The sequence below is a fragment of the Pseudomonas sp. yb_2 genome (assembly GCF_043103905.1).
In the GTDB taxonomy this organism is placed as follows: domain Bacteria; phylum Pseudomonadota; class Gammaproteobacteria; order Pseudomonadales; family Pseudomonadaceae; genus Aquipseudomonas; species Aquipseudomonas alloputida.
The window spans coordinates 62,730-75,030 of record NZ_JBICKH010000024.1 but is presented as its reverse complement, the minus strand read 5'-3'; the positions used below and the strand labels follow the sequence as shown (position 1 = coordinate 75,030).

Here is a 12,301-nt window from a genome sequence, read left to right as displayed (position 1 = left end):
AGGCAGCCGAAGGCCGCGCCACACCCCTGAAGGGTGCAGCCGGCTATCAAGGTTCTAGCGGCGGACGGGTCGCTTAGTAGCGGCCTCTCGGAGTGGCGCAGGGAACGGGTTCACCCGCGGCCAAGGGCAGGAAGCTGTCGCTGGCGGCGTCGTAGGCTTCGATCTTGCTGGTCTCGATGTCGTACACCCAACCATGAATGAACAGCTCACCGGCTGCCAGGCGCGAAGCCACCGAAGGATGGGTGCGCAAGTGATGCAGCTGGGCGATGACGTTCTCTTTGGTCAGCACTTGCATCGTCTCGTGTTCGCTGCCGCAGGAGCAGTTGTTCTCGACCACGGTGCGGGCCACTTCAGCGTGGCGCAACCAGGCGCCAACAGTAGGCATCTTGGTCAGCGACTGCGGGTTCAGTACCGCACGCATGGCGCCACAGTCGGAGTGGCCACAGATGATGATGTGGTGCACTTTAAGCGCCATTACGGCGTACTCGATGGCGCTGGAAACGCCCCCGTTCATCTGGCCATAAGGCGGTACCACGTTACCCACGTTACGGGTCACGAACAGGTCGCCTGGCGAGCTCTGGGTGATCAGCTCGGGAACGATGCGCGAGTCGGCACAGGTGATGAACATGGCGCGTGGGGTTTGCGCGGTGGCGAGCTTCTTGAACAGCTCTTGCTGATCAGGGAAAACATCATGGTGAAAGCGCAGGAAGCCGTCGACGATGTGCTTGAGGGCAGCATCGGCGCTTTCCGCGGGGACCTGCGGTACGACCTTGGATGGGTCCTTGACGGGCATGATTCATCCTCTTGACGGTGTGTAGGTAAATCCATTTTACCGGTGAAAGATTCAGGCTATGCAGGGTTTTAGATGACACGCACGGGCCATAGATCACAGTCGGTGTGGACTTGTTACCTACGCTAGCGGGGAAAACTTAACTGAAACTTAATTCGAAGGCTCTAGAACGGGCGTTCCAGATGAAAAAGGCGGGAACTGGATAATAGCAAAAAAACATCAGTTGCCAATATGTATTAGCGCAATTATTGGTTGTTATTAGTTGCGTTGTGAGCAATGCGCAGCCCCCTGTGGGGGGTGGGGTTCATGTCAGAACAGCGCCATCTGCCCACCCGGTGGGCAAAACGCCGAGCAATCCAGCGCCTGCGCCTCGCGCCCTTCGAAATCCAGCCGTTTCATTGCCTTGGCAAAGCGCTGCGCCAGCAACTCGGCAAATACTCCTTCACCACGCATGCGCACGCCGAACCGGCTGTCATACAGCTCGCCACCGCGGCTCTGGCGGATCAGGCTCAACACATGCGCCGCCCGCTGCGGGTAATGGTCCTGTAGCCACTGCTCGAACAGCGGCGCCACTTCCAGCGGCAGGCGCAGCATCATGTAGGCCGCACTCTGTGCGCCAGCCTCCTTGGCCGCCTCCAGCAGGCGTTCCAGTTCACTGTCGTTGATCATCGGAATCATCGGCGAACACAAAACACCCACCGGTACGCCCGCTTCACGCAATACCCGGATGGCCCTCAACCTCGCACCGGGTGAGGCTGCTCGGGGTTCGAGCACCCGTTTGAGGCCGTCGTCCAGCGTGGTCAGGCTGATCATCACCCGTGCCAGGCGCTGGCGGGCCATCTCGGCCAGCAGGTCGAGGTCGCGCAGCACCAGTGAACCCTTGGTGACAATGGTCACCGGGTGACGAAAACGCAGTAACACTTCGAGCAAGCGCCGGGTCAGTAACTGTTCGCGCTCGATCGGCTGGTACGGGTCGGTGTTGGAGCCCAGATTGATCGGCGCGCACACGTAGCCCGGTTTGCTCAATTGCTGTGCCAGCACCTCGGCGGCGTTGGTCTTGGCAATCAGTTTGGTCTCGAAATCCAGGCCGGGAGAAAGGTCCCAGTAGGCGTGTGAGGGGCGGGCATAGCAGTAGATGCAGCCATGCTCGCAGCCACGGTAAGGGTTGATGGAACGATCGAAAGGGAGGTCGGGTGAAGTGTTGCGGCTGATCACCGACTTGGCTGTCTCGATCCGCACCTCGGTACCCTGGGTTTGCGGCACTTCCTGGTACCAGCCATCATCTTCCGACACCGAATGACCAGGGGCAAAGCGGTTGTGTGGATTGTGCGCCGTGCCACGGCCCTTTTGCGGTACTGGAGGAATCATGGCTCACCCGAATACTGTATTAATATACAGTATCGTGCACACCGGGATCTTACCAGCACCTCTGGTCTGACTACTTCAGGCCATGCCAGCGCACATACGCTGCCTGGCTCGATTGCCGCCCATCCCAGACAGACAGCGCTTAGGGCTGCAGCACTGCACCAAACAACGTCTGCGCCAATTGCTGCAACGCACTGACAACAGAATTCAGCGGGAAGTAATCGCGCAGCGCTTCGGCAGGAAAGTCGCTGCACGATGCACACCGCAGGTACTCGAAATCCCAGGGTACCTGTCCATGCCAGCCCGGGCATTGCACCCGGGCGGCATGACCGTATTACTCAGCCGGCTTTTTCAGCTTCGGATTTGGGAAGAACTGCACGGTCTGCACCTTGGCCGGCGGGGCTTTCGGCGCCAGGTGGTTGACCCGCGTGCCCAGTTCCTTCGGCACCGACAAGCCCTGCTCGTTGAGGGTGTCGGTAAAGCCGCAGGCCACACACTCGCGGTGCGGTACGCCGTCTTCGTTCCACATCATCAGCTTGTCGGGCTCGCTGCACGCCGGGCACACGGCACCGGCAATGAAGCGCTTCTTGGTCTTGTTCACAGCTACCTCACTCATGCTGCAGCGTCCTCGGTGAGACCACTGTGGCGCAGCAATGCATCGATGGAAGGCTCACGGCCACGGAAGTCGACGAACAGCTCCATCGGCTCGCGCGAACCACCACGGGCCAGGATCGCCTCGCGGAAGGCACGGCCGGTCTCGGCGTTCAGCACGCCTTCTTCCTCGAAGCGCGAGAAGGCGTCAGCCGACAGCACTTCGGCCCACTTGTAGCTGTAGTAGCCCGCCGCGTAACCGCCCGCGAATATGTGCGCAAAGCTGTTGGGGAAGCGGTTGTAAGCCGGCGGGCGCATGACCGACACCTCGTCACGCACACCTTCGAGCACCTCCAATACGCTGCGGCCGTCGCCATGGCTGGCGTGCAGCTCGAAATCGAACAGCGAGAACTCCAGCTGGCGCACCATCATCATGCCCGACTGGAAGTTTTTCGCGGCCAGCATCTTGTCCAGCAGGTCCTGGGGCAGGGCGGCGCCGGTTTCGTAGTGACCAGAAATCAGTGCCAGGCCTTCCGGCTCCCAGCACCAGTTTTCCATGAACTGGCTGGGCAGCTCGACCGCATCCCAGGCCACGCCGTTGATGCCGGACACGCCGGCATGCTCGATGCGGGTCAGCATGTGGTGCAGGCCGTGACCGAATTCGTGGAACAGGGTGGTGACTTCATCGTGGGTCAGCAGCGCGGGCTTGCCGGGCGCGGCCGGGGTGAAGTTGCACACCAGGTTGGCCACCGGGCTTTGCAGCTGGCCGCCGGCGGTGCGGCGACGGTCACGGGCGCCGTCCATCCAGGCGCCGCCACGCTTGTTGGCGCGGGCGTACAGGTCGAAGAAGAAACGGCCAACGTGCTGACCGTTTTCCTTGATCTCGAACAGGCGTACGTCCGGGTGCCAGCTGTCGAAGCCTTTGAGCTCGGCGATTTCGATGCCGTACAGGCGCTGCACGATGCTGAACAGGCCGCCCAGCACCTTGTCGATCGGGAAGTAGGCGCGCAGGGCTTCCTGCGACACGCTGTAGCGCTGCTCGCGCAGCTTCTCGCCAAAGTAGCCGGCGTCCCAGCTGGCCAGCTCGGGGCAGCCTTGTTCGGCAGCGTAGGCCTTGAGCTGTTGCAGATCCTGGGCGGCGAACGGCTTGGAACGCTTGGCCAAGTCACGCAGGAAGCTCAGCACCTGGTCGCTGGACTCAGCCATCTTGGTGGCCAGGCTCAGCTCGGCGTAGTTCTTGTAGCCCAGCAGTTCGGCCAGCTCCTGGCGCAGGTCGAGGATTTCGCGCATCACCGGGCCATTGTCGAACTGGCCGGCATTCGGGCCCTGGTCGGAGGCGCGGGTGCAGTAGGCGGCGTATAGCTCTTCGCGCAGGGCGCGGTCGCTGGCGTAGGTCATCACCGCGTAGTAGCTGGGGAATTCAAGGGTGATCAACCAGCCGTCCAGGCCCTTGGCCTGGGCTGCAGCGGCCATCTGCGCCTTGGCCGAATCGGTCAGGCCGGCCAGCGCAGCTTCGTCGGTAACATGCTTGGTCCAGGCCTGGGTGGCGTCAAGCAGCTGATTGGAGAAACGGCTGCCCAGCTCGCTGAGCTTGCTCTGCACTTCGGCGTAACGCTGCTGCTTGTCCGCCGGCAGGTCGATACCCGACAAGCGGAAGTCACGCAAGGCGTGCTCGAGGATAGTCTTTTGCGCCACGTCGAAACCGGCAGCCTCAGGGCTGTCGATCAGCGCCTGGTAGGCTTCGAACAGCGCGCGGTTCTGGCCCAGTTCGGTAGAGTAGGCGCTCAACGCCGGCAGGCACGACTCGTAGGCCTCACGCAACTCGGCACTGTTGCACACCGCATTGAGGTGGCTGACCGGGCTCCAGGCGGCGCCCAGGCGGTCGTTCAGTTCGTCCATGGCCAGCACCAGGCCGGCCCATGTAGGGTTCTTGCCCTGCTTTTCGAGGATCTCGGCAATGGCTTTACGGTTGTCGGCCAGGATCGCTTCGATCGCCGGCAACACGTGTTCGGCACGAATTTGCGAGAAGGGCGGCAGATCGTGGGATTGCAGAAGCGGGTTGTTCGCAGTCACGGTTTGGATACCTTGGCAGAAGAAACACTGCCCCATCTTAATTACAATCGACGCCGACCGCAGCAGGCAGCCTGCCTATCGGCACAGATGAGAGACGCTATCATGGCCATTCGCAGCTTCCAGCAACACACTCCGAAAGTTGGGCCCAGGGCCTTCGTCGACCGTTCGGCGGTGGTGCTGGGCGACGTGGAGATCGGTGAAGACAGTTCGGTCTGGCCGTTGACCGTGGTGCGCGGCGACATGCACCGCATCCGCATTGGCGCGCGCACCAGCGTGCAGGACGGCAGCGTGCTGCACATTACCCACGCCGGGCCTTTCAACCCGGACGGTTTCCCGCTGATCATCGGCGACGAAGTGACCATCGGGCACAAGGTGATGCTGCATGGCTGCACCCTGGGCAACCGTATCCTGGTGGGTATGGGCAGCACCATCATGGATGGTGCCATCGTCGAGGACGAAGTAATCATTGGCGCTGGCAGCCTGGTGCCGCCGGGCAAACGCCTGGTCAGTGGCTACCTGTACATGGGCAGTCCGGCGAAACAGGCCCGGCTGCTGAACGACAAGGAGCGCGCATTTTTCTCCTACAGCGCCGGCAACTACGTGAAGCTCAAGGACCAGCACCTGGCCGAAGGCTACGATCAACCTGAATGACCGCATTCGCGGGCATGCCCGCCCCCGCAGGTTGAGTGGCCCCTTCAAGGCCTGCGCTTTACCTGTGGGAGCGGGCATGCCCGCGAAGAAGGCCACGCAGCACTCAAGTGGAACCCTGTACATGCACCAGCAAAACATCCTCTTCGACCTCGACGGCACCCTGACCGACCCACGCCTGGGCATCACTCGCTCGATCCAGTACGCCCTGGCCAAGCTGGGCATCGACGAACCGGACCTGGCCCGCCTCGAACACTTCATCGGCCCACCCCTGCTGCAGGCTTTCATGCAGTTCTACAGCTTCGACGAAGCCAAGGCCTGGGATGCGGTGAACTTCTACCGCGAGCGCTTCCGCGTGACCGGTCTTTACGAAAACCTCGTGTTCGAAGGTGTGCCGGAGTTGCTTGAGGCCCTGAACGGGCAGGGCCGCACGCTGTACATTGCCACCTCCAAACCATGGGAGTTCGCCCGCGAAATCGCTCGGCACTTTGCGTTCGATCATCACTTCAAGGTGATCTACGGCAGTGAACTGGACGGCACGCGCACCAACAAGGTCGAGCTGATTCGCCATTTGCTGGATGAAGAAGGGCTGGACCCGGCGCAAACCCTGATGATCGGGGACCGCAAGCATGACCTGATCGGCGCGCGCAGCAACGGGCTGCAGGCCGTCGCGGTGGGGTACGGGTTTGGCAGCCGGGAAGAGCTGATGGCAGAAGAACCCGCTTTCCACTTCGCCACGGTAGCCGATTTGCACCAGGCTTTTAGCAAGGCTTGAGGGCCAGCAGGGCTGCTCTGCAGCCGGCCCTCCCACATTGATCGGCGTCCGCAGGGCCTTTGTGGGCCTTGTGGCGCGAGGGGCCGCAAAAGCGGCCCAAAAATCTCAACGGCTAACCATCAGACGCTGCAGCGCCGCTTTCCTTGCTTCAATCGGCAACCGCCCCAAATGCTCGACCCGCGCGTAGAACCGAACCCAATTTCCACCCACCTCACGAAACAGCGCCGCAAACGCCGGCACCCACTGGTCATATAGCCCGAACGGCAACAACTTGGCATTACTCATCGGCCCATACATCCAGGCGTCATAGCGCTTGTCACCGCCCCACTGGCCATCACGCACCTGCCGGTATTCACGCCTCAAACGCTCAAACTCGGCCTGCTTGGCCCGGCGCTTGTGTGCATCATCCAACGGCCCCGCATAAATCGCCTGCAATCGCTCCCGGCTGGCCAACACCAGGCGGATAAACTGGTCGCGCTGCTTTCCCTGATCCCCGCCAACCGCCGCCAGCCCACGCGCCACACGCCATTGCCGCGTGCCTTCCTGCTCGACGAACGAGGCAAACGACTCATTGAACTCGGTATCGTCCAGCACATAGAAGCGCTGGTGGGCCAATTCATGAAAGATCAACGTAGCCAGGCGCTCATCGCCCCAGCCCACCATCGACGACAAAATCGGGTCATCGAACCAACCCAGGGTCGAATAAGCTTCCACGCCGCCCACGTACACATCCAGGCCATCCTGACGCATCAACGCCGCCGCTCCTCGCGCCGCGCCTTGCTGGTAGTAGCCGCGGTACGCTACGCACCCGGCAATCGGAAAGCAGTGCGTTACCGGTTGCAACGACAACTCGGGCGTGGCGAACACATTCCACACCACGTAGGGGCGTCCAAGGTCGGCGTATACCCGATAGCTGCGGTTGTCTGGCAGTTTCAATTGCTGGCTGGCAAACAGCCGCGCCTGTTCGGCCTGTTGCAGGTGCGCGCGCAAGGGTGCAGGGGTAGCAGGGTCGGCCAATACCTGCTCTACAGGCTGCCGCGCCCGCAGCAACTGCCACTGGCCCTGCGCCAGCTGCCCGTAGTAGGCGACATTGCTGCAACCGTTCAGCAGGAACGCCGCAAACAGCGGAACCAAACGGGTGAAAATGCGGTCGAGTGCCCCAAGGCCTGAGCGCTGCATAAGAAAAAGTCGAAGCATCCGGGACTGTCTGACTCGCTCAAGACCATTTCGCTCCAAGACTATCTCGCCAATGGGGAGTTTCGCCATGCGTGCATTATTGGTCGCCGGCTCAGTGTTGTTGATCTCTGCCTGTTCAACATTGCCAGACCCAGACCCGAACCAGGCCTGGATCGACCTCACCCGCTACGACAATACCTCGCTGGATGCCGTGCAGGTCGATGAGCGTGACTGGGCTGACAGCCGCTATTTCGAGGTTCAACCCGGCAGCCACGAACTGACCGTGCGCTATCAGTTTCCGGTTAACCCCAGCAATATCGGCCCCGTCGATGAGCCACTGTGGCGCGATTGCCAGGTCAAGCTGACCTTCAAGGACTTCAGCGCCGGGCAGCGTTATCAGCTGCAGGCTGGCAGCATTGGCTTCCGCCCTTGGATAAAACTCTACGACCACCAGCAAAAACTGCTGGGTCAAGGGCTGCCGGCGGGTTGTCAGCGCACCTGAACCGCACAAACGGCGCTATGCTTGTTACTTGTAAATCGCAAGTGGGAGTTTTGCCATGCGCCAGCCCATGATGCTGATCGCCCTCAGTACACTGGGGGCTTGCGCCAGCCCCTTGCCGCCCGTCGACCCCAAGCAGGCCTGGGTCGATCTGTACACCATGACCCCCGGTCGGGTGATCATGGCCGACCGCCTCGACGGCAAGCGCCTGGACGATGGCCGGTACTTTCAGGTGACACCGGGCAAGCATGAACTGGTGGTGCGCTTCGATTATGAAATCTACTCGGGCGGCCTCATGTCACAACCCAGGGACCGAACCTGCTACCTGACCGTCCGCTTTGACAACTTCAAGGCCGGCGAGCGCTATCGCCTGGAAGCGCGGGCGCCGGTGATGGAGCCGCAGGTGCTGCTGTATGACGCCAACCGCAAGGTGGTGGTGAACGAGCCTAGCGAAGTGTTCTGCATCCCGTGAGTGTGGGGCTGCTTCGCAGCCCGGGGCCCTGATGCTTATCGATCGTTCTTTTGATAGATGATCTTCTTCGTCCCACCATCGCAGGTCCCGACGACCATGTTCTGGTCCTTGACCTCGCTGTTGGGCACGATCTCCAGCGTGTAGGACGAAACCCCTTGGGCCTGGATCTTGGCCTCGATCTCGGCTTTCAGCTCCTCGCATGGCTTGACGGCCGCCAGCGCAGACGTGGCGACAAGGGAAGCCAACACAGCGATAGCTACGCGAATCATGGAACGGCTCCTGGAAAGGGCAGTGGCGCTGCCGACGTTCTTTAGACTACAGCAAACCACTACCGTTGCACCGTTTCACCCCACCAGCGCCGCATCCAGGCTGATCTTTGCATTCAAAACCTTGGACACCGGGCAGCCTTCCTTCGCCTTGTTGGCAATCTCCAGGAACTGAGCCTCGCTGGCCCCGGGTACCTTGGCCCTAAGCACCAGATGCACCGCGGTAATGGCAAAACCGTCAGCTTGCTTGTCGAGCGTCACCTCTGCAGCCGTGTCGATCCGCTCTGCGGTAAGCCCCGCCTCGCCGAGCATCATGGATAGCGCCATCGAGAAACAACCGGCATGGGCCGCGCCAATCAGCTCCTCCGGGTTGGTGCCGGGTGTGCCCTCGAAACGTGTGTTGAAGCCATAAGGGTTCTGCTTGAGTGCGCCGCTTTCGGTAGAAAGCAGACCTTTTCCATCCTTCAGGCCACCTTGCCAGATCGCCGATGCTGTCTTTTTCATGATGCCTCCTGGTCACTTGGTTGCTTACCTAGGGTTCAGAGGCCTGCCGCCTGCCGCAAGTTCAGAGCAATATGCTTGCAGGCATTGAATCCAACGAACGCGCCCATACAGAGTCAAAAAGGCCTCTGGCCAACCACTTTTGCGGAGGCTCCATGACGCAGCTGCGTGACCTGAAGATTTCCACCCTGGACCTGGTGCCCGTACGCGCCGACGCTGGCCCCGCGCAATCGCTGCGCAACTCGCTGGACCTGGCGCAGCATGTCGAGCGCTTTGGCTATAACCGCTTCTGGGTAGCCGAGCACCACAACATGGACGGCATCGCCAGTTCGGCGACTGCGGTGCTGATCGGCTACCTGGCCGGGGGAACCTCACGTATTCGCGTGGGCTCTGGCGGGGTGATGCTGCCCAACCATGCGCCACTGGTGATCGCCGAGCAGTTCGGCACCTTGGCCAGCCTGTATCCGGGGCGTATCGACCTTGGCCTGGGCCGTGCACCGGGTTCGGACCAGATGACGGCCTATGCCCTGCGACGCGACCGCGCTGGCGGCCCGGACGACTTCCCGGACGATGTCGAGGAGCTTTCGCGCTACCTCGGGCCACGCACTGATGATCAAAAAGTGATCGCCGTACCGGGGTACGACACCGACGTGCCGATGTGGTTGCTGGGATCCAGCCTGTTCAGTGCCCAGCTGGCGGGCATGCGCGGCATGCCCTACGCCTTCGCCTCGCATTTCGCGCCACGCTACATGCACGAGGCCATTCGCGTGTACCGCAACCATTTCAAGCCCTCGACCACGCTGGACAAGCCGTATGTGATGCTGGGCATTCCCATGGTGGTGGCGCAGACCGACGAGAAGGCCGAATACCTGGCCACCTCGGTCTACCAGCGCATCCTGGCGCTGATTCGCGGACAGAGCCTGATGCAGAAGCCACCCGTGGAAAGCATGGATGGGCTGTGGTTGCCCCATGAGCGAGAGACGGTGGGCAGCTTCCTGGGGCTGGCCATGATCGGCAGCCCGCGGAAGGTAAAGGCCAAGGTAGAAGTGCTGCTGGAACAGACGGGTGCGGATGAGCTGATCTTTACCTGTGACCTGTATGAGCATGCGGACCGCATTCGGTCATATGAGCTGATGGCGCAGGCCCTCAAGACCGAGTGACCCTCGTCGCGGGCTCGCCCGCTCCCATAGGTTGACTTGGGAGCGAGCAAGCCCGCGAATGAGCAAACACATTAGCCGCGGCGGTAAACAATCTCCTTGGTACCGGCCTCGCAGCTACCAATCACCTTGCCCGCCGGCTCGCCTTTTTTTACGACCTCCAGCTTGTAGCCAGTAACCCCTTTGGCATCCAGCTTGGCCGCAATTTCCGCCTTCAGTTCCTCGCACGGTTTGCCCGCTGCCAGCGCACCACCGGCCAGGGTCATCAGGCCCAGCGCCAGAATCAGTTTGTTCATCACTCGCGTTCCTTGTGCAGATGAAATCAGAAGGGGCCCCATCAAGGCGCCCCTTTTCTGAATACCTCATCACGCCGGGATCATACAACCCGACGTTGTTTCAGCTATTGGCGATACGGAAGCCGACCTTCAGCGTGACCTGGAAGTGCGCCGCTTTGTTGTCGCGGATATGGCCGCGGGTATCGACCACTTCGAACCATTCCAGGTGCTTGATGCTTTTAGCGGCTTCGGCCAAAGCATTGTTGATCGCCTCTTCGATACTGGTGGGCGAAGACCCGACCAGTTCGATTTTCTTGTAGGTGTGATGATCGGTCATGAGTGCTCTCCATGGTTGACAGTGAGATTCAGCCTAGCAGCGCAGGCCTGGTTTACCTGCGAGCGGTCACTGTCAGCGAAAGTTCGATCGCACTTTCACGCAGCCCAAGGGTCGCAATCCTTACAGCCCATACTGCAAAGGAGAGTCAACATGCACCGCAACTCGCTGCGTAAAACATCCCTGGAAAGCATGGAAGCGGAGATCGAGAGCCTTCTGAAAAGCTTGGAAAACCTCAAGCATGATGCGTCGGAAGAGTCCCAGAAGTCGGTGAAGGCAATCCGCAGCAACGCTGAAAGCGCACTGCGTCATTCGCGCAGCCTACTGAGCGATGCGTACGAGGAAGTGAAGCAGCGCACCCGCCAGACCGGCAAAGCCACCCGGGACTACGCCCAGGAACACCCCTACACCACCGCCGGTGTGGCCATTGGTGCGCTGGGCCTGCTGGCGGCCTACCTGATATGCAAGCGAAACTAAGCGCTCTGCCGCGCAAGTTCCGCCCTTAACCACTGCGCCAACTGCTCGGCGCGCCCGTCTGCGGCGCGCCGTGGCACCCACAATGCCAGCGCCGCCTGGGTAGGTGAAAAGCCCCAAGGCGCACTCAATCGGCCCGCCCGCAGGTCATCGGCGACCAGCGGCTGCGGTGCTATCGCCACGCCCAATCCGGCCACGGCAGCCTCCAGCAGGTAATACAGGTGCTCGAAGGCCTGGCCATAGTGAATGGCCGCCGGCTCCAGGCCCTGTTGCACCGCCCAGGTCGGCCAGGCTTGTGGGCGTGACGTGGTGTGCAGCAAGGCTTCGCCCAGCAGTGCCTTGGCGGGCGCGCCCTGCAAGCGCTGGAAACCTGCGAAATGCGGGCTGAGCACCGGCCCGATGCATTCCTCGGCCAGCACATGCACCTGCATGTCCGCTGGCCACGGTGGCTCGGCATACACCAGCAACGCATCCAGCCCGGGCCGCCGCGGGTCAAGGTCGCCCTCACCCGCCGACAGGTGCAAGCGCAGCTCAGGCAAATCCGCCTGCAACCGCCCCAGCCGCGGAATAAACCACCGCGCCAGCAGGCTGCCCGAGCAGCCCAGCACGAATGGCGCCTCGCTCACATCACGGCTGAGCTCGGAACACACGCTGCGCAGCCGGTCGAAGGCCTCACCGCTGGCATCGCGCAGACGCATACCGGCATCTGTGAGTTTGATGCCACGCCCGTCCTTGACGAACAGGGCTACGCCCAGATGCTCCTCAAGCACCTTGATCTGCCGGCTGACAGCGCCGTGGGTGACGTGCAGCGCTTCCGCCGCCTGGCTGACACTGTTCAGCCTGGCTGTAGCCTCGAAGGCGCGCAGGGCATTGAGGGGAGGGAGGTCGTGGGCCATTTTACCTGT

Annotated in this window: 16 protein-coding genes; 6 read left to right on the top strand and 10 right to left on the bottom strand. The window is 61.6% G+C overall.

From position 1 onward, the window contains the following. Positions 1-73: 73 nt before the first annotated feature. The 4 genes from ACF8FB_RS04925 to prlC form a co-directional block, all read right to left on the bottom strand. Complete coding sequence (locus ACF8FB_RS04925) at positions 74-793, bottom strand: carbonic anhydrase (protein WP_003253046.1); 720 nt, start codon at positions 791-793, stop codon at positions 74-76. A 306-nt stretch (positions 794-1,099) separates the two neighbouring features. After that, positions 1,100-2,158 (bottom strand): PA0069 family radical SAM protein, encoded by a 1,059-nt coding sequence (locus ACF8FB_RS04920; protein WP_392511083.1) that lies wholly within the window; start codon positions 2,156-2,158, stop codon positions 1,100-1,102. 331 nt (positions 2,159-2,489) lie between these two features. Further along, positions 2,490-2,771 carry a YheV family putative zinc ribbon protein gene (locus ACF8FB_RS04915; RefSeq protein ID WP_392511082.1) on the bottom strand — a complete coding sequence of 94 codons (282 nt, stop codon included), beginning with the start codon at positions 2,769-2,771 and terminating at the stop codon, positions 2,490-2,492. After that, positions 2,768-4,855, bottom strand: a complete 2,088-nt coding sequence (prlC, locus tag ACF8FB_RS04910; protein ID WP_119713153.1) for an oligopeptidase A — start codon at positions 4,853-4,855, stop codon at positions 2,768-2,770. The genes ACF8FB_RS04915 and prlC overlap by 4 nt, the downstream gene beginning before the upstream one ends. Before the next feature lie 66 nt (positions 4,856-4,921). On the opposite strand from prlC, the gene ACF8FB_RS04905 reads away from it, so the two are divergent. Beyond that, positions 4,922-5,470 (top strand): gamma carbonic anhydrase family protein, encoded by a 549-nt coding sequence (locus ACF8FB_RS04905; RefSeq protein ID WP_392511081.1) that lies wholly within the window; start codon positions 4,922-4,924, stop codon positions 5,468-5,470. A 121-nt stretch (positions 5,471-5,591) separates the two neighbouring features. Continuing rightward, positions 5,592-6,242, top strand: coding sequence for an HAD family hydrolase (locus tag ACF8FB_RS04900; protein WP_014589235.1), 651 nt, complete (start codon positions 5,592-5,594; stop codon positions 6,240-6,242). A 105-nt stretch (positions 6,243-6,347) separates the two neighbouring features. Here the strand turns inward: ACF8FB_RS04900 and ACF8FB_RS04895 are convergent, their stop codons facing one another. Continuing rightward, on the bottom strand, positions 6,348-7,421 hold the full coding sequence (locus ACF8FB_RS04895) for an aminopeptidase (RefSeq protein ID WP_392509770.1): 1,074 nt from the start codon (positions 7,419-7,421) through the stop codon (positions 6,348-6,350). Positions 7,422-7,506: 85 nt separating this feature from the next. Here ACF8FB_RS04895 and ACF8FB_RS04890 point away from each other — a divergent pair, with 85 nt between their 5' ends. Beyond that, positions 7,507-7,920 (top strand): hypothetical protein, encoded by a 414-nt coding sequence (locus tag ACF8FB_RS04890; RefSeq protein WP_020191562.1) that lies wholly within the window; start codon positions 7,507-7,509, stop codon positions 7,918-7,920. A gap of 55 nt (positions 7,921-7,975) precedes the next feature. Next, positions 7,976-8,389 (top strand): lipoprotein, encoded by a 414-nt coding sequence (locus ACF8FB_RS04885; protein WP_010951495.1) that lies wholly within the window; start codon positions 7,976-7,978, stop codon positions 8,387-8,389. Between the two features lie 35 nt (positions 8,390-8,424). Here ACF8FB_RS04885 and ACF8FB_RS04880 read toward each other — a convergent pair whose 3' ends face one another. Next, on the bottom strand, positions 8,425-8,658 hold the full coding sequence (locus tag ACF8FB_RS04880; protein ID WP_020191563.1) for a DUF1161 domain-containing protein: 234 nt from the start codon (positions 8,656-8,658) through the stop codon (positions 8,425-8,427). Between the two features lie 75 nt (positions 8,659-8,733). Next, positions 8,734-9,159: an OsmC family protein gene (locus ACF8FB_RS04875; protein WP_003253070.1), complete on the bottom strand. Its 426-nt coding sequence runs from the start codon at positions 9,157-9,159 to the stop codon at positions 8,734-8,736. Positions 9,160-9,311: 152 nt separating this feature from the next. Here ACF8FB_RS04875 and ACF8FB_RS04870 point away from each other — a divergent pair, with 152 nt between their 5' ends. After that, positions 9,312-10,316, top strand: a complete 1,005-nt coding sequence (locus ACF8FB_RS04870; RefSeq protein ID WP_010951493.1) for an LLM class flavin-dependent oxidoreductase — start codon at positions 9,312-9,314, stop codon at positions 10,314-10,316. A gap of 71 nt (positions 10,317-10,387) precedes the next feature. Here ACF8FB_RS04870 and ACF8FB_RS04865 read toward each other — a convergent pair whose 3' ends face one another. After that, positions 10,388-10,609, bottom strand: coding sequence for a DUF1161 domain-containing protein (locus ACF8FB_RS04865; RefSeq protein ID WP_392511080.1), 222 nt, complete (start codon positions 10,607-10,609; stop codon positions 10,388-10,390). Between the two features lie 100 nt (positions 10,610-10,709). After that, on the bottom strand, positions 10,710-10,925 hold the full coding sequence (locus tag ACF8FB_RS04860) for a dodecin (protein WP_104960532.1): 216 nt from the start codon (positions 10,923-10,925) through the stop codon (positions 10,710-10,712). Positions 10,926-11,075: 150 nt separating this feature from the next. Between ACF8FB_RS04860 and ACF8FB_RS04855 the strand changes: the two genes are divergently transcribed. Beyond that, positions 11,076-11,399, top strand: coding sequence for a YqjD family protein (locus ACF8FB_RS04855; RefSeq protein ID WP_014589231.1), 324 nt, complete (start codon positions 11,076-11,078; stop codon positions 11,397-11,399). Here ACF8FB_RS04855 and ACF8FB_RS04850 read toward each other — a convergent pair. Next, entirely contained in the window at positions 11,396-12,292 is an 897-nt protein-coding gene (locus ACF8FB_RS04850; RefSeq protein WP_350298403.1) for a LysR family transcriptional regulator, read from the bottom strand. The two genes, ACF8FB_RS04855 and ACF8FB_RS04850, sit on opposite strands and share 4 nt — an antisense overlap. Positions 12,293-12,301: the final 9 nt, after the last annotated feature.